Origin of the sequence: Novosphingobium guangzhouense, from assembly GCF_002896965.1 — a bacterium.
GTDB lineage: Bacteria > Pseudomonadota > Alphaproteobacteria > Sphingomonadales > Sphingomonadaceae > Novosphingobium > Novosphingobium guangzhouense.
In genome coordinates this window covers 62,682-82,336 of sequence record NZ_LYMM01000062.1, presented here as the reverse complement: position 1 = coordinate 82,336, position 19,655 = coordinate 62,682, and the positions used below count along the sequence as shown (strand labels likewise).

Below are 19,655 nucleotides of genomic sequence, written 5' to 3'. Positions count from 1 at the left end.
CGAATAGTCCAGTTCCTGCCGACCCCGGCTTGCGGCGCGCGCCGCTTCACCCCAGCGCGGCTTCCTTTTCCGCCAGCAGGCGGTCTATCTCGGCGCGGCTTTTCTTTTCCGCTGCCGTCTTGAGCTGGCCGCAGGCGGCATCGATATCGCGCCCGCGCGGGGTGCGGACCGGGGCCGAAATCCCGCCTTCGAACACGATGTTGGAGAACGAGCGGATGCGATCCGGCGTAGAGCATTCGTAAGGCGCGCCGGGCCAGGGGTTGAACGGGATCAGGTTCACCTTGGCGGGCAGCTTGTAATGCTTGAGCAGGCGAACAAGTTCGCGCGCGTCGTCATCGCTGTCGTTCTTGTCCTTGAGCATCACGTATTCGAAGGTGATGCGCCGCGCGTTGCTGGCGCCCGGATAGTCGGCGCAGGCCTGCAGCAGCTGTTCGATGCCGTACTTCTTGTTCACCGGCACGATCTCGTCGCGCACGTCCTTGGTCACCGCATGGAGCGAGACGGCAAGGTTCACGCCGATCTCTTCGCCGCAACGTTCCATCTGCGGGATCACGCCCGAAGTGGAAAGGGTGATGCGGCGCTTGGACAGGGCAAGGCCGTCGCCGTCCATGACCAGCTTCAGCGCATCGCGCACGTTGTCGAAATTGTAGAGCGGTTCGCCCATGCCCATCATCACGATGTTGGTGAGCAGGCGCCCGTCGGAGGTGTAGGAACCTTCGTCCTCGTCATCGTCCAGCCCGGCCATGGTCGCAAGGCGGCTGTCGTCCGCGCTCTTGGGCCATTCACCCAGCGAATCGCGCGCAAGCATGACCTGCCCGACGATCTCGCCCACGGTCAGATTGCGGACAAGGCGCATCGTGCCGGTGTGGCAGAAGCGGCAGTTGAGCGTGCAGCCCACCTGTGAGGAAACGCACAGTGTTCCGCGATCCGCGTCGGGGATGAACACCATTTCGAAATCGTGCGCGTCAGCCGTGCGCAGCAGCCACTTGCGGGTGCCGTCGCTGGAATGCTGCGCCTCGACGATTTCGGGGCGACCGATGACGAAGCGTTCCGCCAGCCAGGGGCGCATGGCCTTGGCGATGTCGGTCATCGCTTCGAACTCGGTCACGCCGCGATGGTAGAGCCAGTGGTATACCTGCTTGGCGCGCAGCTTCGCCGCCTTGACGTCCAGCCCGGCACCTTCGAACAGTTCGGCGATGCGCTTCTTGGGCAGGCCGATAAGGTCGACGCGGCCGTCTTCGCGCGGGGTCACGCCGTCCACGAGAGTGGGGCGGGCGATGGTCGTCGGATCGACGTTGCCCGGGATCGGCGTGAGGCCGGCGGCGGTTGCAACCGCTGCGGTGGAGGTGTGCTGGTCTGACATGATTGGCGGCCATATAGTGCATTTGCCCGCGAAACGAAAGATGTGCGCCGGCGCGCATGCGACGGGCGGGTGCGCGCGGGCCTGCGCGAACGGCGCGCGCTTCGTCAGGTTCCCGTCACACATCGCGCAAAAAACTCCGTCCATCGACGTAGTGTTGCTAAAAAACATCAATGTTTTCGTTGTGTTAGGTTCAGGAAACTCCGGGCGGTCAGTGTGCTTTTGACCAGTCCAAGGCGGGGCGACCCGCTTGCTGGCAACCCGATGGGCAAGCGGGAATACCCCGCCTCACGGGATCGTTTTTGGAGTACCGTTTATGAAGAAGATCCTTGTTTGTCTCGCCGCAGGAACCGCGATTGCCTCGGCCGCACCGGCCTTTGCGCAGGACGTTGCCCCGGTCGATCCGTTCTCGCAGTTCCACGTCGAGGCACTGGGCGGGTATGACATCACCAAGGCTGGCAGCAGCATCGACGACGACGTCAACGAGGACAACGATCAGTCGATCGACGGCTTCACCTATGGCGTGGGCGCGGGCTACGACTTCCGTTCCGGCAACCTGGTCTTCGGTCCCGAAGCAGAAGTGACCTGGTCGACCGCCAAGACCAAGTTCGATGACGGCGACTTCGAAGGGTTCGGCCTCGGCAACGTCAAGACCAACCGCGACCTCTATGTCGGCGCGCGCGTCGGTTACGTGATCAGCCCGAAGACGATGGTTTACGCAAAGGGCGGTTACACTAACGCCAAGTTCGACGTGAACAGCACCTTCGGCACGGTCGAGACCAACCGCGACATCGATGCGGACGGCTGGCGCATCGGCGCGGGTGTCGAGCAGGCGGTGACCAACAACGTCTTCGCCAAGCTTGAATACCGCTATTCGAACTACAGCAAGGGCGAGATCGACTACACCAACGAGATCCCCGACAGCGACCGCTTCAACCTTGACCTTGATCGTCACCAGATCATGGCTGGCGTGGGCGTGCGCTTCTAAGTTTGCCGTCTCATGGCGAGGGAAGGGCGGGGCCGCGGCTCCGCCCTTCTTCGTATCTAGCGCAGTTTCGCGCAGCCAATCAGCGCGGCATCCATGGCCGAGGCAGCGCCGGGAAGGGCATAAGTATCGCCGAAGGGCAGGCCCCGGCTATCGCGCGCGCCGATGGTCATCGACCGGGCGGAGCGCATGGCTGCCGTGATCGCGGCATTGTCTGCGTCCGTGCGCGGCCAGGCGTCGCCGCCGCCGCCGGTCAGTTGCAGGCGGTGGTCACCCACGCGCAAAGTTATCCTGGCGTCCTGGGCCAGCTTGCGTGACAGGCGGAAATGCACCTGACCGCGCGCGCCGCGCTTGGGCCAGGTGCCGATGGCTGCATAAGGCTGATAGTCCCGCCGCTTTGCGCTGGCCTCTGCCTTCGCGATGGCATAGCAGCGCGGGACCAGCGGATCGCGAAACGCGCCCCATGCGCCGTAGAGGCCAAGGCTCTCACGCGCTGCGGCGGGCGCGGCAAGTGCTATGCAGGAAAGTGTCAGCAGGGCCGCGAAGCGCAGCATCTCAGAACAGGCTCCACAAAGGGTTCTGCGGGTCGGAGAGCAGCTTTACCGTCAGCGCGAACGACATGACGACCAGCAGTGGCCGCACCCCCTTGCCGCCGTAGCGGATGGCGAGGCGCGCGCCGACCTGATTGCCCGCGACGTTCGCCGCCGCCATCCCCGCGCCCAGCAGCCAGAGCACCTTGCCGCCCGCGATCATCGCCAGCAGGCCCGCGACGTTGGTGGACAGGTTCAGGAACTTGGTATTGGCGATCGCGCGGACCAGACCGAGGCCGCCCAGCGCCACCAGTGCCGTGGTCAGGAACGATCCGGTGCCGGGGCCGAAGAAACCGTCGTAGAAGCCGATGCCGGTGGTGATCAGCGTCAATCCGATGCGGCCAACGCGGGCGTGGCGGTCCACCTCGCTCATTGGAGGGGCGAGGAGGAAGTACAGCCCCATCGCGATCAGCAGCACCGGCACAAACGCGGCGAGAAACTTCGGATCGACGAACTGTACCGCCGTCCCGCCTGCCACCGAACCGATGAACGCACCGAGGGCAGGGAGAGTGAAGGCCTTCAGGTCGATATGGCCCGCGCGGTGGAAGGTGAGAAAGGCAGACGAGGTGCCGATCGTGCTCTGCAGCTTGTTGGTTGCCAGTGCCGAAACCGGCGGCACGCCCGCCGCCATCAGGGCAGGGATCGTCAGCAGCCCGCCGCCGCCGGCCAGCGCGTCTATGCCGCCGGCAAGGAAGGCGATGGCGATGAGGAAGCCGATGGCTTCTGCGCTCAGTTCGATCACGGGTAGCTGACCGCCATGATCTCCCATTCCTTTTCACCGGACGGCAGGCGCACGATCCGCAGATCTCCTACCGTCGCACCGCGCAGGGCGCGGGCAATCGGGGCGCTCCAGCCGATGCGGCCGGTCGACGCATCCTGTTCATCGTCGCCGACAATGGTGATGATCAGCCGCTCGTCGTCCTCGTCGGCAAGTTCGACGGTGGCGCCGAAGAACACCTTGCCGCGTTCGGTCTGGTCAGCCGGATCGACGACGCGCAGGGCCTTCATGCGCCGGGCGAGGAAGGCCAGTTCACGGTCGATCTCGCGCATGCGCTTGCGGCCGTAGAGGTAATCGCCGTTTTCCGAACGGTCACCGTTTCCCGCTGCCCACGACACGATCTCCACGATCTCGGGGCGCTCCTTGCCGAGAAGGTGGTCGTAGCGGGCGCGCAAGGCAGCCATGCCCGATGGAGAGATAGGAGGACCGGCAGGTTTCATCGCGCGGGCTCTATCGCGTCGCCGGGCTTATTGCGAGAGTGTTAAGCGCCTGTGCCGATAAGGCCCGTCTCAGCCCGGCGAGCGTTTGCCGGGCATGAGCCGCGAAAGCTTGTTTGCACCGTTGTAGTCCGACTTTTCGGGATACATCGTCTCGTAGACCACGGCGTTTTCCAGCACGCGCTGGACGTAGTTCTTGGTTTCGTAGATCGGGATCTGTTCCAGCCAGTCGAGCCATTCCACAGCGCCTGTGCGGGGATCGCCGTTGGCACGCAGCCACTTGTTCACGTTGCCGGGACCGGCGTTGTATGCGGCGATCGCCAGCGGCAGCGCGCCGCCAAAGTAATCCTTCACGCGGCGGAAATACCCGTCGCCCAGCAGGATATTATAGCTGGGGTCGCTGATCAGCGAATCCTGGTTGTAGGCAAGGCCCATCTTGCCCGCCTGTTCGCGCGCCGTGCCGGGCATCAACTGCATCAGCCCGCGCGCACCGGCATGGCTGAGCGCGTTCTGGGCGAACTGGCTTTCCTGCCGGGCAAGGGCGTGAACCATCGTCCAGTCGGTGCCCTGCGGCGTTGGCACCAGCGGGAAGGAGATCTTGCCGAACTGCTCGAATCCGCCCGCATGCGCACTCTGCCCCATGATGACGGCAAGGTCGCGGCGGCCGATTTCGCGCGCCAGATCTGCGACGAGCACGTAGTCCTCGGCCGTCTGGGCCTGATTGGAAATCTCGCGGTAGAACTGGACGCCGGTGCGCCAGTCGGCATCGCGGGCAACATCACGAACGGCGCGGGTGATCGGCAGCGAAGCGAACGATGTGCGCTCGGCCGTGCTGGGCACGGCGCTGGGCCGGGTGTCGAGGCTGGGAATCGGGCGGCCGAGCCGTTCGAGCGAGAGCTGGCCATAGAAATACTGCGGATACTGCGCGGCCATCTCGAAGTAACGGTTGGCACCTGCAGTATCCCCGCCCATCGCGGCGGCGCGACCGGCCCAGTAGAATCCCTTGGACCGGGTGCCCGGCGTCTGCGCGGCGGCGCCGTAGCGGTAGAACAGCGGCGCGGCCTGGCGCGGGCTGGACAGACTCCACAAGGCCTTGGTCCCGCCCAGCCACATCAGCGTGGTATAATCATCGCGCACGCGGAAAGACTGGCGGCTGACGTCGGTGCCGGGGGCAAAGGCATCGTCGATCGAAGCGGCGATACGTACCGCGCTGGATGCGTCGGCGCCTTTCGCGGCGGTCAGCAGTTCGCGCACCCACAGTTCCGGCTGGGGCACCGGGCGCGACAGCGGCGGGCGGTTGGCCAGCAGGCTTACTTCGCCCGCGCTGTTGCCTGACCGGCGCGCCTGCACCGCGCGGTTGTAGACGTAGCCGGGATCGGACGCGATGCTGGAGGGCAGGCTGACGCCAAGCGTACCGGGGGCGGAGCCCTGCAGCAGCGTCAGGCGTTCCATGAACTCGGCGCGGCGGGCGGCCGACACGAAGGACACCTGCCGTTCCGCTTGTGCCGTTTCACCCTGCCAGAGCAGCGCGTCCATGCGCGCATCGTGGTCGGCGGTAGTGAACTGGCCCCGATAGAGGCCGAGGAGAGCGGCTTCGTCCGCGTCGATCAGCGCGCCCTTGCGCCAGGCGGCAACCGCATTGGCTGCGGCATCGGCACGGCGCATCGTCGCCAGCGCCACGGCATAGCGGCCTGCGGCCCGGCTGCCCATCGGTTCGAAGCGGTCAAAATAGCCGATGACGGACTGAGGCGAGGGCGCTTCGGTCAGCAGTGCTTTTTCGGCATAGCCGCGGATCTTGTCCTGTTGCGGGTAACCCGGATAAGTCAGCAGGAACGAAGTATAGGCCGCAAAGCCCATGCGATCGTTGGCTGACAGCAGCTTCCACCGGTCGATCGACTGGTGGACGTTCATGTCGTGGCTCTGCATCGACTGCGCCCGCGCTGCATCCCATTCGCGCCCGTCTGCCGTAGCGGACTGGGCCATCGCCGGCTGGACAAGTGCCGAAGCGGCGAAAACGGGTAAAGAAATGCTCAGCAACAGGTGGGTGGTGCGCAACATGCTGGACATTTTCTCTGCAGGCTCCTTATCAGGCGCTGAATGTGACGCTCAGGCCAGGGGGGTGTTCCCCATCTGGGTGATCATTGAGCATCGCTAAGAGGTAAAGTCCATGTTCTCCGGCTCGATTCCCGCGCTTGTCACACCGTTTCGCGACGGGGCGTTCGATGAACAGGCTTTCCGGCGGCTGGTGGACTGGCAGATCGAATCGGGCTCTTCGGCGCTGGTTCCCTGCGGCACCACTGGAGAGAACTCGACGCTGTCGAACGCAGAGCATCATCGCGTGATCGAAGTCTGCATCGAGCAGGCGGCGGGCCGTGTGCCGATCATTGCCGGCTGCGGCAGCAACGATACGATGAACGCGCTGCTGCACATGAACTTCTCGAAGAAGTGCGGCGCGGCGGCGGCGCTGCTGGTGGCGCCTTACTACAACCGCCCCAGTCAGGCGGGGCTGCTGGCTCACTTCAGCTATCTGGCCGAGAACAACGACCTGCCGATCGTGCTCTACAACGTGCCGGGCCGCACCGTCACCGACCTGCTGCCCGAAACGGTTTGCGAACTGGCGCGCCGTTATCCGGGTCGCTTCATCGCGATCAAGGATGCCAGCGGCGATCTCAGCCGCGTGACCGACCATCGCATGGGCATCGGCAAGGACTTCGTGCAGCTTTGCGGTGACGACGAACTGGCGCTGCCGTTCAACGCGGCGGGCGGCGTCGGCTGCATCTCGGTGACCGCCAACGTCGCGCCTGCACTGTGCGCGCAATTCCAGGCGGCCTGCGCGGCGAACGATCTGGAAAAGGCGCGCGAACTGAACGACCGCCTGTACCCGCTCCACTATGCCATGTTCGAGGACAGCTCGCCCGGCCCGTGCAAGTACGCGCTGGCGCAGGTCCATGACTGGATCGCCAACGAATTGCGTCTGCCGCTGGTCACCTGCGGCGAAGCGGCGATGAAGTCGGTGGACGAGGCGCTGGTTCACGCCGGGCTGGTGTAATTGGCTGGGGGCTCTCGACAGGCTCATGCCGAGCTTGTCGAGCCCTATCCGGCACGGCCGGTCGCAGCACGACGAAACCGGATCAAAGGGGCGTTTTCTTTTCGCCGTCTTGTCCCTACATGCGGCAGACTATGGCACGCCCTCAAAACTCCGTATTCGACAAGTTCAAGACCGTCGCCGAGAATCGCAAGGCGCGGTTCGACTATCATATCGAGGACAAGTTCGAGGCGGGCATCGCCCTGACCGGCACCGAAGTGAAGTCGCTCCGCTTCGGCGAAGGCTCGATCGCCGAATCCTTCGCTGAAATTCGTGGCGGCGAATGCTGGCTGGTCAATGCCAACGTGCCTGAATTCAGCCACGGCAACCGTTTCAATCACGTCCCCAAGCGCCCGCGCAAGCTGCTGCTGCACGAACGGGAAATCTCCCGCCTGCAGGGTGCGGTGGAACGCAAGGGCATGACGCTGGTGCCGCTGTCGATCTATTTCAACAGCCGGGGCCGTGCGAAAGTCGAACTGGCGCTCGCCAAGGGCAAGAACGCCGCCGATAAGCGCCAGACCATCAAGGACCGCGACTGGAAGCGCGATCAGGCCCGCATCATGCGCGACCACGGCTGAGGCGCGCAGATGAGCGCGCTCCTCCACCGCCTGTCCGTTTGGTTGCATCGCCAGATGCCCACGCACGCGCAGCTTGAGGCGAACCGCTTTACCGCGCCCTTCGCGCGGCGGCAGGAACTGTTCCGCTTCACTCGCCGTTCGGTCCCGCGGGGCATGGCGGTGGGGATGTTCATCGGCATCTTCGCGCTGATTCCGGGCGTCCAGATCGTCGGCGCGGCGCTGATGTGCGTGCCGTTTCGTGGTAATATCCCGCTTGCGGCGGCCGTGACCTTCATCTCCAACCCGTTCACCACGCTGCTGATCATCCTTCCGCTGGCGGTGTCGATAGGCAACAGCTTCGGCTATCACGCCGATATCGCCACGGTGAATGCCATGGTGCGTGAGGGCGCGGGGTTCCAGCAGTGGTGGCACTGGCTGCTTTCGGACACCGCGCCCGCGGTCGTCATCGGCCTTTTCATCCAGTCGGTGATCGCCGCGTTCGTCAGCTATTTCCTGACCTTGTGGTTCTGGCGCTGGTGGATCGGCCACAAGCACCGCGCCCGCCGCCTTCGTCCCCGCCCGGATCGCGGCGAAGCACCTACGGAAAACCCCACGGAAACCCCCGCATGAACTCTGCCGTACCGCGCCCCGGAATGCGCACTGACGTCCTCGTCGTCGTCGGAGCCCTGCTTCTGAGCGCCGTGCTGGTCTGGATTGTCTCTGGCGACGTGCTCCTGATGAGCACTTTCCTGGCCGCCGTCCTCGTGTTCGGGGCAGGGGCATGGGTTCTGGCACGCCGCCGTGTGCCTGCGGCCGAGGCTGAGTTTGCCGAACCTGACTGGTCCGTCACCGTCGCCGGGATAGAGCGCGCCGACATGGCCATCGCCGTCACCGACCGAGCGGGGCGACTCACTTGCGCCAATTCCTGCTTCGAAAACTGGTTCGGCCCCGCCGCCGCGCCGCCAAGTCTGCCGGTTCTGCCTGTGTCACTGGAACGTCTGGCCGATGCCACCCGTCGTGCCTGGCGAGACGGGCACGGCACCGCCGAGATCGCGAACGAGGACGGCGTCCACTGGCGCGCAGACGTGCGCCGCACCGGGCGGGGGGACGATTTCCTGGTCTGGCGCATCAGCGCAGTGGGATCGAGCGACCCGGTGGGCGAGTTGGTCGCGCAGCTTGACGGCAAGCTGGGGCGCGGGCTGGCCAAGGCGGGAATCGCCGCCGCGCTTGTCGATCCCGATGGCACCATTCGCGCCGCCAGCGCCGGCTTTGCGCTGCGCGCCACCGGCGATGCCAACATGGACATGACCGGGGCAGACTTCGTGGCGCTGCTGGGGCAGGAAGAGGGCGAACGTATCGGTTGGGCGCGTGATGGCGGGCGCGGCGGTGCATTGGTGCTCTACCACGTCCCCGTCACCGATCCCGACCGCGCGGACGAAGCCGATCCGAACACCACGCCTTCGCTCATGCTTGTCGTCGAGGCCTCGCAGGGGATCGGGACGGGCGGCGGTGGCACCGGCTCCGTGCCGCATCTGGAGGCGTTGCTCAGCCAGTTGCCGCTGGGCCTTGCCATGGCCGATCGCGATGGACGGCTGCTTTTCGCCAATCCCGCATTCATGCGCGCAGCCGGGCAGGAAGGGCAGGAGCCGCCGACCTATCCCACCGATCTGGTGGTAAAGGATGACAAACGCGCACTGTCCGAAGCGATCCGCCGGTTCGCTCAGGGGCCCGCAGCGGCTGGCGATCTGGCGATTCGCCTGACCAGCCAGTCCGATGACCCTGTCTCGCTCAGCCTTGCGGGTGTGCGGGGGCTGGGCGATGCCGCAGTGTTGCTTGGGCTTACCGATACGTCCGAGGAAATGCGCCTCAAGCGGCAGGTCGCGCAGGCCACGAAGATGCAGGCGGTGGGCCAGTTGGCGGGCGGTGTCGCCCATGATTTCAACAATGTGCTCACCGCAATTCTGGGCACCTGCGATCTTATGCTGATGCGTCATACGCCCGGCGATTCGGACTATGACGACATCCAGCAGATCCGCGCCAACTCCAACCGCGCCGCGTCGCTGACCCGACAGTTGCTCGCCTTTTCGCGCCAGCAGACCCTGCGGCCCGAAGTCATCCAGCTTCCCGACGTCGTCGCGGACGTATCGCAGATGCTGCGCCGTCTGATCGGTGAGAAGATCCAGCTGGCCGTCACCCACGACCGCGATCTCGGCCCGGTCCGCGCCGATCCCACGCAGCTGGAGCAGGTGATCGTCAACCTGTGCGTCAATGCGCGCGACGCCATGCAGGCGCGCGGGGACGGTGCCGGGCGCCTGACCCTTGCCACCCGCCGCGTCACCACCACCGACGTGCGCGCAATGCGTTCGGAAATCATTCCTGCGGGCGAATACACCGCGCTCATCGTCGAAGACACCGGCGGCGGTATTCCACCCGAGATCCTTGGCAAGATCTTCGAGCCTTTCTTTACCACCAAGGAGCAGGGCAAGGGCACCGGGCTTGGCCTTTCTACCGTCTACGGCATCGTAAAGCAGTCGGGCGGGTTCATTTTCGCGGAAAGCGATCCGGGAAAAGGCACGCGCTTCACGGTTTACCTGCCGGTGCATCACGCGCCTCCCGGAAGTCAGCCGGAAAAGGTCGCCAGCGCACCGACTCCGGCACCGACGCAATGGGCGGGCGGGGGTTCCATCCTGCTGGTGGAAGACGAAGACCCGGTCCGCATCGTTGCCGAACGCGCGCTGACCCGCCAGGGTTATCAGGTGACCTGCGCACGCGATGGGGAAGAGGGGCTGGAACTGGTGGAGCAGGGCGGCAAGTTCGATCTCGTCGTTTCGGACGTGGTGATGCCCACGCTGGACGGGCCAGCCATGGCGCGCGAGATTCGCCGCTTCGCCCCGAACCTGCCGGTGCTCTTCATGTCCGGCTATGCGGAAGAGCAGTTGCGCAAGCAGATCGGTATTTCCTACGCGTGGTTCATGCCCAAGCCTTTCTCGGTTCAACAGCTATCTGAAAAAGTCGGGGAAGTTCTGGCACAGACGGCGCAGCGCTGATTTGCGCATTAAAAAACGGAAATTTGCCGAAGTTCCCCTCTTGTTCCCGTAGAACGAAGCGAGTACACGACTTCGTGTGACGTTGACCTTTCCGGTCACGCCGGTAGCAGGAGGGTAGTGACATGGCTGCTCAGCTCAAGCTGATCCAGGAAGGCAAGGAAAAGGACGCAATGGACCGTCAGAAGGCGCTCGAAGCCGCACTCGCGCAGATCGACCGTGCGTTCGGCAAGGGCTCTGCGATGAAGCTGGGCTCGAAAGAAGCGATGCAGGTCGAAGCGATCTCCACCGGCTCGCTCGGCCTCGACATTGCGCTGGGCGTCGGCGGCCTGCCGCGCGGCCGCGTGATCGAGATCTACGGCCCGGAAAGCTCGGGCAAGACCACGCTGGCGCTGCACTGCATCGCCGAAGCGCAGAAGACCGGCGGCACCGCTGCCTTCATTGACGCTGAACACGCGCTCGATCCGGTCTATGCCAAAAAGCTGGGCGTCAACATCGATGAACTGATTGTCTCGCAGCCCGACACCGGCGAACAGGCACTGGAAATCACCGATACACTGGTGCGTTCCAACGCGATCGACGTGCTGGTGGTCGATTCGGTCGCCGCACTCGTTCCCCGCGCCGAAATCGAAGGCGAAATGGGTGACAGCCACGTCGGTCTTCAGGCCCGTCTGATGAGCCAGTCGCTGCGCAAGCTGACCGGTTCGATCAGCCGTTCGCGTTGCATGGTGATCTTCATCAACCAGCTGCGCATGAAGATCGGTGTCATGTACGGCAATCCGGAAACGACCACGGGTGGCAACGCTCTGAAGTTCTACGCCTCGGTTCGCCTCGACATTCGCCGTACCGGCGCGATCAAGGACCGCGACGAAGTCGTCGGCAACGCCACCCGCGTCAAGATCGTCAAGAACAAGGTCGCCCCGCCGTTCAAGCAGGTCGAATTCGACATCATGTATGGCGAAGGCGTGTCCAAGATCGGCGAAATCCTCGATCTCGGCGTCAAGGCAGGCATCGTCGAGAAGTCGGGCGCGTGGTTCAGCTACGATTCGATCCGCATCGGACAGGGGCGTGAGAACGCCAAGACTTACCTCAAGACCAATCCCGAAGTCTGCGATCGCTTAGAAAAGGCGATCCGCGCAAAGACCGAAGGGTTGGCCGAAGAAATGATGGTCGGACCTTCCGAAGAAGACGACAACTGATGAAGCGAAAGGCCCCGGCAGAAATGCCGGGGCTTTCTGTTTGGCGCGTGGTCGGTGTGGGAGCGGGGGTGTAGACCCTCACGCCGGCGTCACCCTCACGCCAATATGGTGCAAAAACCCGCGCATCATCGCAATTGCCGACCAGTCTGACCGCAGAACCCCGCTTGCCGCCGCGCGCGGTGTCCATTATCGGCCCACATCATGCAGACTACGAACGACATCCGCCGGTCCTTCCTCGACTACTTCGCCAGCAATGGTCATGAGGCCGTGCAGTCCGCGCCGCTGGTCCCCTACAATGACCCGACGCTGATGTTCGTCAATGCGGGCATGGTGCCGTTCAAGAACGTGTTCACCGGCCTTGAAACCCGCGCCACGCCGCGCGCCACATCGTCGCAGAAGTGTGTGCGCGCGGGCGGCAAGCACAACGATCTCGACAACGTCGGCTACACTGCCCGCCACCACACCTTCTTCGAGATGCTCGGCAATTTCTCGTTCGGAGACTATTTCAAGGAGCAGGCGATCACCCATGCGTGGACGCTGCTGACGAAGGAATGGGGCCTGCCGGTCGAAAAGCTGCTGGTCACCGTCTACCATACGGACGACGAGGCGTTCGATCTGTGGAAGAAGGTCGCAGGGCTTCCTGAACAGAAAATCATCCGCATCCCCACGAAGGACAACTTCTGGGCAATGGGCGACGAAGGGCCGTGCGGTCCGTGCTCGGAAATCTTCTTCGATCATGGCGATCACATCTGGGGCGGCCCTCCGGGTTCGCCGGAAGAGGACGGCGATCGCTTCATCGAGATCTGGAACCTGGTGTTCATGCAGTTCGAGCAGGCGGCGGGCGAAATCGTCGGCAACCTGCCCAGACCCTCGATCGACACCGGCATGGGGCTGGAGCGTATCTCCGCCGTCATGCAGGGCGTCCATGACAACTACGATATCGACACCTTCAAGGCGCTGATCGCCGCGTCCGAAAGCCTGACCGGCGTTGCCGCCGAGGGTGACAGCCGCGCCAGCCATCGTGTGATCGCGGACCACCTGCGGTCCACCAGTTTCCTGCTGGCAGACGGTGTGCTGCCTTCGAACGAAGGGCGCGGCTACGTGCTTCGCCGCATTATGCGTCGCGCGATGCGCCATGCGCACCTGCTGGGCGCCAAGGACCCGCTGATGCACCGTCTGGTGCCCGCGCTGGTTGCCGAAATGGGCCAGGCCTATCCCGAACTCGGCCGCGCGCAGCCGCTGATCGAAGAAACGCTGGAGCGCGAAGAAGTCCAGTTCCGCCGCACCCTGTCGAACGGCATCAAGCTGCTTGACGAGGCGACTGCGGGCATGGGCGAAGGCGGAGAACTGCCGGGCGAAACTGCGTTCAAGCTCTATGACACTTACGGTTTCCCTTACGACCTGACCGAAGACGCGCTGCGTTCGCGCGGCATCGCGGTCGACAAGGCGGGCTTCGACGCTGCCATGGCGCAGCAGAAGGCTGCGGCGCGCGCCGCGTGGAAGGGATCGGGCCAGGCCGCCGACAGCGAAGTGTGGTTCGACATTGCGGAGCGCGAAGGCGCCAGCGAATTCACCGGCTACACCTCAACCACCGGCGAAGGCCAGGTCGTGGCGCTGGTGAAGGACGGCAAGGAAGTCCCCTCGGCCTGTGCGGGCGACGCGGTGATCGTTCTCACCAACCAGACCCCGTTCTACGGCGAATCGGGCGGTCAGGAAGGCGATCGCGGCACGATTTCGGGCGCCGGTGGCCTCAAGATCGTGGTGACCGACACCGCCAAGCCGCTCGGCCGCCTGCACGCGATGAGCGGCACGGTGGAGGCGGGCACGATCAAGGTCGGCGATGCGGTCGCCATGGCGGTCGACGTCGAGCGCCGCGATGCCGTGCGCGCCAACCATTCGGCCACGCACCTGCTGCACGCGGCGCTGCGCGGCCGTCTGGGCGATCATGTGACGCAGAAGGGCTCGCTGGTCGCTGCCGATCGCCTGCGCTTCGACTTCTCGCACCCCAAGGCGCTTTCCGAAGAGGACATCGCCGCGATCGAGGCCGAGGTGAACGCCGAAGTGCGCGCCAACGAACAGGTGCTCACCCGCCTGATGACGCCCGAAGACGCCATAGAAGCAGGTGCCATGGCGCTGTTCGGTGAGAAGTACGGCGACGAAGTCCGCGTACTTTCGATGGGCCGCGCCTCGGGTGACCGTACCTACTCGGTCGAGCTCTGCGGCGGCACCCACGTGCGGGCCACGGGCGACATCGGCGTGTTCCGCATCGTATCGGAAAGCGCGGTGTCCTCGGGCGTCCGCCGCATCGAGGCGATGACCGGTGAAGGCGCGCGCCAGTGGCTCGTCGGCCGCGAGGATGCGCTCAAGAACGCCGCCAGCCTGCTGCGCACGACGCCGGAAGACGTGGAAGCCCGCGTCGCCGCGCTGCTTGACGAACGCCGCAAGCTGGAGCGCGAACTGGCTGAGGCGAAGAAGGCGCTTGCTCTTGGCGGCGGTGGTGCGAAGGCCGAAACGGCCGATGAGGAAGTGAACGGCGTCAAGTTCTCCGGTCAGGTGCTCGAAGGGCTTGATCCCAAGGAGCTTCGCGGCCTGCTTGATCAGGCCAAGCAGCGCCTTGGTTCGGGCGTGGCGGCGATCGTCGCGGTGAACGACGGCAAGGCGAGCATCGCCGCCGCCGTCACCGAAGACCTCACCGGCACGGTCAGCGCCGTCGAACTCGTGCGCAAGGGCGTGGAGGCCCTTGGCGGCAAGGGCGGCGGCGGCCGCGCCGATATGGCGCAGGGCGGCGGGCCGGACGGAGACAAGGCGGCGAACGCCATCGCGGCGGTCAAGGCGGCGCTGGCGGGGTGATCCTGAAGGAGGGCGACCGCAGGACTCTGGCCTTTGCAGGCTGCGGGTTGTGGCTGGCGTCTTCGCTCATGCCCCTGTTCGGCGGCGCCGCGAAGCACGCCGTCAAATGTCGCGGGCGTGAACCGCCGGCCGGCACCTTCGATGACTGCTTCATTGACGACATTCCGGTTTTGGAACTGGGCGCACCGATGCTGGCGCTGCCGCTGTTGTTCCTGTTCGGCTCCTTCGCCATGGCGGTATGGTCGCCACCGCCATGGCAGCGGCAGCGTCGCTGGCGGCTTGCCCCACGATGGGGAACGGCAGCCTATCACCCGAATTTTCCCATCGCCTGCATGATTGGCGCGGCATGGTGCCTGTGGCGGGCCGCTCTCTATCCGCTCGAAGCGCAGACTTTGCCGTTCATGGCGTTCTGGCTTGTTTTCGCCGGATGGTTCGCCGGGGCAGCATGGGCGTGCCGGCAGGATGCGAAGGTTCCCGAGGATGCCTGACCTTGGTGCCATCATTGCCGAAATCGCCGCAGAGATCCAGGCCGAGACGGAGCGCGGCACCGTTGCCTCTTACATTCCGCCGCTGGCTTCGGTGCCGGTGGGCAAGTTCGGGGTCGCCGTGGTCATGGCCGACGGCGCCGTCCATGCTGCAGGCGATGCGGACGAGGCGTTTTCGATCCAGTCGATCTCCAAGGTCTTCGCGCTGACGCTGGCGCTAGGTGCGGTGGGGGATCAGTTGTGGAACCGGGTTGGGCGGGAGCCTTCGGGCTCGGCGTTCAATTCGATCGTCCAGCTGGAAACCGAGCATGGCATTCCGCGCAATCCTTTCATCAATGCGGGCGCGATCGTGGTTTGCGACGTGCTGCTGGGCCGGTTGCAGCCGCGCGAGGCGATCGGGCAAATGCTGCGTTTCGTGCGTGAACTGGCGGGAGACGACGACACCATCCGCATAGACGATGCGGTGGCGCGGGCCGAGCAGGAAACCGGATTTCGCAACATGGCGCTGGCCAATTACATGCGCGCCTTCGGCAATATCCATGGCGAGGTGGAACTGGTGCTGGGCACGTACTTCCACTTCTGCGCGCTGGCGATGAGCTGCCGGCAGCTGGCTATGGCGGGACGTTTCCTGATGGGCGACGGGCGCGTAGAGGGCCACCGGGTCGTCACTGCGCGGCGGGCGCGGCGCATCAACGCGCTGATGATGTCCTGCGGGCATTACGACAATTCGGGTGACTTCGCCTATCGCATCGGCCTGCCGGGAAAGTCGGGGGTGGGCGGGGGGATACTCGCGGTGGCGCCGGGGATCGCCAGTATCGCGGTGTGGTCGCCGGGGCTGAACAAGGAGGGTAACTCCCACCTCGGCCAACTGGCGCTGGAACGGCTCGTGCACCGCACCGGCTGGTCGGTTTTCGAGCCCAGGGGGTAGGCAGCTCAGCCCTTGCGATGGGCGGAAAGGCAGGTGATCACGCTGGCCACCACCAGCGCGAACGCGGCCAGTTCCATCACGCTCGGCAAGCGTCCTTCCCATGCGAAGCCGTAGATCAGCGCGAAAAGCGTTTCGAACAGGATCATCTGACCGACCAGCGTCAGCGGCAGCAGGCGACTCATCCGGTTCCACAGCGCGTTGCCAAGGATCGAGGCAAAGAGCGCGACGGCCACGCAGACGGTGGCGAAAGTCAGCCATTCGGGCGCGGGCTGGCGCCAGTCGTCCAGCACGATAGAGACGGGAAGCAGCAGCAGCGCCTGCGCTCCGGTGACAAGGCCGGTCAGCAGGTTCCATTCGTGGACCGAGACTTTGGTGCGCACCAGGCAGCGGGCATTGCCGATCGCGAATGTGGTCCAGGATGCCAGAGCGCCGATGGCGCAGGCAAGCCCGGTCAGTTGCGCCGACGTCGATCCCGAAGCAGGGGCGGCAAGCGCCTGCCAGCCTATGCAGACGGCCCCTCCGGCGCAGAGCAGCAGCGAGGGGGCAAGGCGGCGCAGCGGCACCGCGCCATGATCGCGGCTGCCCACTATGGTCACGGCCACCGGCAGGAATCCGATCACCAGCGAGGTCATGGCCACTCCACCCGACTGCACGGCACTGGCAAGGAACACGAAGTAGGCGATGTTGCCAAGCAGTGCGAGCCAGGCGAGGCTCCACCATTCGGGTCGGGTCAGCGCAGCGAAAACCTGGCGGCGGCGCGGAGCGATGAGCAAGGCGGATGCGGCGCCGTAGCACAAGTAGCGGCCGATGCTCAGCTGGAGCGGGGAGAAGCTTCCCGCCAGTTCGGGGGCAAGGAACACGAGGCCCCACAGGGCACCCGCGCCGATGCCGCAAAGTACGCCGGTTATCCGGTTGTCAGTGGAGATCGCGGGGCTGGTGGTCATGCTGTGGTGCCGTTGAGTGCCGTTAGGGTCGTGTCTGTACGGCGGGGGGATATCACTGCTCTGGTGGGTTGTGTGCTCTTGATTTGGCATCCAAACGCAACAAAAACTCGCACATGCCCAGAAAGACCACGCCGCTCGACGGCTTCGACCGTCAAATCCTGCGAATCCTGCAGCGAGACAACAAGACCCCGCAGCGTGCGATCGGAGAGGCGGTGAACCTTTCGGCAGCCGCAGTGCAGCGGCGGATTGCGGCGATGGAGCAGTCAGGGGCGATTGCCGCCAACGTCGCGCTGATCGATCCGGCGGCGCTTTCGCTGACCGTGACTGCGATCGTCGAGGTTTTCCTGCGTGACGAGCGGACCGCCAGTATCGACCGCGCCAAGGCGCTGTTCCGCGAAACGCCCGAGGTGCAGCAGTGCTATTACACCACCGGCGGAACGAGCTTCGTTCTGGTCGTCGTCACTACCGACATGAGCACTTATGAAGTGCTGACGCGGCGGCTGTTCTCCGACCATGAATGGGTGGCGAGTTTCCGCACGCTGGTTGCGCTTGATCGGGTGAAGGTTGGCGCGGAAGTGGTTGTTCCTTAAGCTCTTTCAGCTTCGCGAAGCTGGCCGGATTTCAGGGATGGCTTCTCTGAAAGGCCGCCGCGCTCCATGATCATTTCGCGGAATTCGTCGCGCTTTTCGTGGATCGATGCGATGATCGGGCCCATCGCGACACCGGTTTCGACCAGCGCCGCCTCGGATATCTGAAGCGAGCTTTCCAGCGTTTCGGGCACTGCATAGCTGGCCCCTGCACGGTAGAGTTGCGCGGCGTGATCAGCGTCGCGGGCACGGGCAAGGATCGGCAGGTCGGGGAACTGGATGCGCAGCTTGCGCACGATTCGCTGGGCAGTGACAGGCTCGTCCATGGTCAGGATCACGGCCGCCGCATCCCCCGCGCCAAGCCGAACCAGCGCATCGCCGCGCCCGGCATTACCGAAAGCAACGCTGTAGCCAAGGCGCCGACCATGCGCGACGAGGTCCGCGTCGCTGTCGATGGCAAGGTAGGGGCGGCCGTGGCGGGTCAGCATATCCGCAACAAGGTGGCCGACGCGGCCGAATCCGACGATCAGGGTGCGCGGCCGGGTGCCATCTTCGGCGGGGCGGTGCGGGGCTTCCACCCCGTCGACACGCTTGGCCATGATCTTGCCGACCATGGCGAGCAGGGGCGTCACTGTCAGCCCGAGGGCGGTGACGATCTGCCAGAACTGTGCGGTTCCGGGCTGGATGAGCTGGGCGGTACTGGCTGCCGTCAGCACGATCAGGGTCGTTTCGGACGGGCTCGACATGAGAATGCCGGCCTCCGTCGCGGTGCCGCGCCGGGCGCCCATCACGCGCAGCATCACGCCGGTGACGACCGACTTGAGCACGATCACTACCACGGTCGCGATAAGGATGGAGCCCAGGTTTTCCCAGACCACGGCAAGGTCGATGCTCATGCCGATGGTGATCAGGAACACGCCAAGGGCGAGGCCCTTGAATGGTTCGGTGATCTGCTCGACCTCGGAATGGTATTCCGTCTCGGCGATCAGCAGGCCGGCGACAAGGGCACCGACGATGGGTGACAGCCCGGCTGCGGCGGTCGCCAGCGAGGCGACGATGACGACCAGCAGGCTGGCGGCAAGGAACAGTTCCGGGCTCTTGGTGCGGGCCGCCTGCGCGAAGAGCGGCGGCAGAAGGTAACGACCGAAGATCAGCAGCCCGCCGACCGCCACGGTGCCCCAAAGCAGCGTATTGAGCAGATCGCTGACGCCGTCTCCGGTGTGTGGGCCAAGAGCGCCGAGCAGGAAGATGATGGGGACAAGGGCGATATCTTCGAACAGCAGCATCGCCAGCGCGGCCTTGCCGACAGGCGTCGTCGTCTCGGTGATCTTGAGCACCAGTGCGGTGGACGACAAGGCCAGCGCAAGGCCCAGCGCCATTGCACCGGAAAAGCTCTGGCCGATCACGGCGAGAATGAAGGTCAGCGCGGCGGCGATGACGATCAGTTCCAGCGATCCCAGCCCAAAGACCATGCGCCGCATTTCCCACAGGCGGGCGAAGGAAAGTTCCAGCCCGATCGAGAAAAGCAGCAGGATGATGCCGAATTCGGCGAATATCTCCAGCCCGTCAGGGTCGGTGATAGTCACATAATGCAGCCAGCGGTGATCGAACACGTGGCGGCCAAGGCCGAATGGGCCGACCAGCAGGCCGACCAGGATGAAGCCGATTACCGGGGTGATGCGGAACCGGTTGAACACCGGGATGACGATGCCTGCCGCGCCCAGGATTACCAGGGCGTCGGACATCATCGGAGAATAAAGATCGCTGCTGCCGGCCATGCCCCGACGCTAGCGTGTGCAACGCGCTGCGACAATTGCGCTGTCCAC

At 64.9% G+C, this 19,655-nt stretch carries 17 protein-coding genes; 10 read left to right on the top strand and 7 right to left on the bottom strand.

The window, feature by feature from the left end; genetic code table 11:
- Window positions 1-46 precede the first annotated feature (46 nt).
- Window positions 47-1,363 carry a 23S rRNA (adenine(2503)-C(2))-methyltransferase RlmN gene (gene rlmN, locus A8V01_RS20850; protein WP_103098359.1) on the bottom strand — a complete coding sequence of 439 codons (1,317 nt, stop codon included), beginning with the start codon at window positions 1,361-1,363 and terminating at the stop codon, window positions 47-49.
- Between the two features lie 313 nt (window positions 1,364-1,676).
- Between rlmN and A8V01_RS20845 the strand changes: the two genes are divergently transcribed.
- Window positions 1,677-2,348, top strand: a complete 672-nt coding sequence (locus tag A8V01_RS20845) for an outer membrane protein (RefSeq protein ID WP_103098221.1) — start codon at window positions 1,677-1,679, stop codon at window positions 2,346-2,348.
- 56 nt (window positions 2,349-2,404) lie between these two features.
- Here the strand turns inward: A8V01_RS20845 and A8V01_RS20840 are convergent, their stop codons facing one another.
- From A8V01_RS20840 to A8V01_RS20825, 4 genes are all read right to left on the bottom strand, one after another.
- Window positions 2,405-2,899: a hypothetical protein gene (locus A8V01_RS20840; RefSeq protein ID WP_103098220.1), complete on the bottom strand. Its 495-nt coding sequence runs from the start codon at window positions 2,897-2,899 to the stop codon at window positions 2,405-2,407.
- A gap of 1 nt (window position 2,900) precedes the next feature.
- On the bottom strand, window positions 2,901-3,677 hold the full coding sequence (locus A8V01_RS20835) for a TSUP family transporter (RefSeq protein WP_245892755.1): 777 nt from the start codon (window positions 3,675-3,677) through the stop codon (window positions 2,901-2,903).
- The gene (gene greB / locus A8V01_RS20830; RefSeq protein WP_103098219.1) at window positions 3,674-4,153 is read right to left on the bottom strand and encodes a transcription elongation factor GreB; all 480 of its coding nucleotides are present in this window, start codon (window positions 4,151-4,153) and stop codon (window positions 3,674-3,676) included. The genes A8V01_RS20835 and greB overlap by 4 nt, the downstream gene beginning before the upstream one ends.
- A 69-nt stretch (window positions 4,154-4,222) precedes the next feature.
- Complete coding sequence (locus tag A8V01_RS20825) at window positions 4,223-6,217, bottom strand: lytic transglycosylase domain-containing protein (RefSeq protein WP_103098218.1); 1,995 nt, start codon at window positions 6,215-6,217, stop codon at window positions 4,223-4,225.
- Window positions 6,218-6,317: 100 nt separating this feature from the next.
- Here A8V01_RS20825 and dapA point away from each other — a divergent pair, with 100 nt between their 5' ends.
- The 8 genes from dapA (at window position 6,318) to A8V01_RS20785 (ending at window position 16,298) form a co-directional block, all read left to right on the top strand.
- Window positions 6,318-7,199, top strand: a complete 882-nt coding sequence (dapA, locus tag A8V01_RS20820) for a 4-hydroxy-tetrahydrodipicolinate synthase (protein WP_103098217.1) — start codon at window positions 6,318-6,320, stop codon at window positions 7,197-7,199.
- 131 nt (window positions 7,200-7,330) lie between these two features.
- Window positions 7,331-7,813 carry an SsrA-binding protein SmpB gene (gene smpB, locus A8V01_RS20815; protein ID WP_103098216.1) on the top strand — a complete coding sequence of 161 codons (483 nt, stop codon included), beginning with the start codon at window positions 7,331-7,333 and terminating at the stop codon, window positions 7,811-7,813.
- Window positions 7,814-7,822: 9 nt separating this feature from the next.
- Window positions 7,823-8,422, top strand: coding sequence for a DUF2062 domain-containing protein (locus tag A8V01_RS20810; protein ID WP_103098215.1), 600 nt, complete (start codon window positions 7,823-7,825; stop codon window positions 8,420-8,422).
- On the top strand, window positions 8,419-10,839 hold the full coding sequence (locus A8V01_RS20805) for a hybrid sensor histidine kinase/response regulator (RefSeq protein ID WP_103098214.1): 2,421 nt from the start codon (window positions 8,419-8,421) through the stop codon (window positions 10,837-10,839). Before A8V01_RS20810 ends, A8V01_RS20805 begins: the two co-directional genes overlap by 4 nt.
- 122 nt (window positions 10,840-10,961) lie before the next feature.
- Window positions 10,962-12,035, top strand: a complete 1,074-nt coding sequence (gene recA / locus A8V01_RS20800) for a recombinase RecA (RefSeq protein ID WP_103098213.1) — start codon at window positions 10,962-10,964, stop codon at window positions 12,033-12,035.
- Window positions 12,036-12,236: 201 nt separating this feature from the next.
- Window positions 12,237-14,885 carry an alanine--tRNA ligase gene (alaS, locus tag A8V01_RS20795; RefSeq protein WP_103098212.1) on the top strand — a complete coding sequence of 883 codons (2,649 nt, stop codon included), beginning with the start codon at window positions 12,237-12,239 and terminating at the stop codon, window positions 14,883-14,885.
- The gene (locus A8V01_RS20790) at window positions 14,882-15,373 is read left to right on the top strand and encodes a hypothetical protein (RefSeq protein WP_103098211.1); all 492 of its coding nucleotides are present in this window, start codon (window positions 14,882-14,884) and stop codon (window positions 15,371-15,373) included. Before alaS ends, A8V01_RS20790 begins: the two co-directional genes overlap by 4 nt.
- Entirely contained in the window at window positions 15,366-16,298 is a 933-nt protein-coding gene (locus tag A8V01_RS20785; protein ID WP_103098210.1) for a glutaminase, read from the top strand. The genes A8V01_RS20790 and A8V01_RS20785 overlap by 8 nt, the downstream gene beginning before the upstream one ends.
- Window positions 16,299-16,303: 5 nt before the next feature.
- Here the strand turns inward: A8V01_RS20785 and A8V01_RS20780 are convergent, their stop codons facing one another.
- On the bottom strand, window positions 16,304-17,242 hold the full coding sequence (locus A8V01_RS20780; RefSeq protein WP_103098209.1) for a DMT family transporter: 939 nt from the start codon (window positions 17,240-17,242) through the stop codon (window positions 16,304-16,306).
- 113 nt (window positions 17,243-17,355) lie between these two features.
- Here A8V01_RS20780 and A8V01_RS20775 point away from each other — a divergent pair, with 113 nt between their 5' ends.
- Window positions 17,356-17,832: an Lrp/AsnC family transcriptional regulator gene (locus A8V01_RS20775; RefSeq protein ID WP_103098208.1), complete on the top strand. Its 477-nt coding sequence runs from the start codon at window positions 17,356-17,358 to the stop codon at window positions 17,830-17,832.
- Here the strand turns inward: A8V01_RS20775 and A8V01_RS20770 are convergent.
- Window positions 17,829-19,607 (bottom strand): cation:proton antiporter domain-containing protein, encoded by a 1,779-nt coding sequence (locus tag A8V01_RS20770; protein WP_103098207.1) that lies wholly within the window; start codon window positions 19,605-19,607, stop codon window positions 17,829-17,831. The two genes, A8V01_RS20775 and A8V01_RS20770, sit on opposite strands and share 4 nt — an antisense overlap.
- Between the last annotated feature and the right edge of the window lie 48 nt (window positions 19,608-19,655).

Excerpts from the sequence above, each read along its gene's own strand:
- rlmN (WP_103098359.1), bottom strand. The coding sequence starts at position 1,363 with ATGTCAGACCAGCACACCTCCACCGCAGCGGTTGCAACCGCCGCCGGC.
- A8V01_RS20845 (WP_103098221.1), top strand. The coding sequence starts at position 1,677 with ATGAAGAAGATCCTTGTTTGTCTCGCCGCAGGAACCGCGATTGCCTCG.
- A8V01_RS20840 (WP_103098220.1), bottom strand. The coding sequence starts at position 2,899 with ATGCTGCGCTTCGCGGCCCTGCTGACACTTTCCTGCATAGCACTTGCC.
- greB (WP_103098219.1), bottom strand. The coding sequence starts at position 4,153 with ATGAAACCTGCCGGTCCTCCTATCTCTCCATCGGGCATGGCTGCCTTG.
- A8V01_RS20825 (WP_103098218.1), bottom strand. The coding sequence starts at position 6,217 with ATGTCCAGCATGTTGCGCACCACCCACCTGTTGCTGAGCATTTCTTTA.
- dapA (WP_103098217.1), top strand. The coding sequence starts at position 6,318 with ATGTTCTCCGGCTCGATTCCCGCGCTTGTCACACCGTTTCGCGACGGG.
- smpB (WP_103098216.1), top strand. The coding sequence starts at position 7,331 with ATGGCACGCCCTCAAAACTCCGTATTCGACAAGTTCAAGACCGTCGCC.
- A8V01_RS20810 (WP_103098215.1), top strand. The coding sequence starts at position 7,823 with ATGAGCGCGCTCCTCCACCGCCTGTCCGTTTGGTTGCATCGCCAGATG.
- A8V01_RS20805 (WP_103098214.1), top strand. The coding sequence starts at position 8,419 with ATGAACTCTGCCGTACCGCGCCCCGGAATGCGCACTGACGTCCTCGTC.
- recA (WP_103098213.1), top strand. The coding sequence starts at position 10,962 with ATGGCTGCTCAGCTCAAGCTGATCCAGGAAGGCAAGGAAAAGGACGCA.
- alaS (WP_103098212.1), top strand. The coding sequence starts at position 12,237 with ATGCAGACTACGAACGACATCCGCCGGTCCTTCCTCGACTACTTCGCC.
- A8V01_RS20785 (WP_103098210.1), top strand. The coding sequence starts at position 15,366 with ATGCCTGACCTTGGTGCCATCATTGCCGAAATCGCCGCAGAGATCCAG.
- A8V01_RS20780 (WP_103098209.1), bottom strand. The coding sequence starts at position 17,242 with ATGACCACCAGCCCCGCGATCTCCACTGACAACCGGATAACCGGCGTA.
- A8V01_RS20775 (WP_103098208.1), top strand. The coding sequence starts at position 17,356 with ATGCCCAGAAAGACCACGCCGCTCGACGGCTTCGACCGTCAAATCCTG.
- A8V01_RS20770 (WP_103098207.1), bottom strand. The coding sequence starts at position 19,607 with ATGGCCGGCAGCAGCGATCTTTATTCTCCGATGATGTCCGACGCCCTG.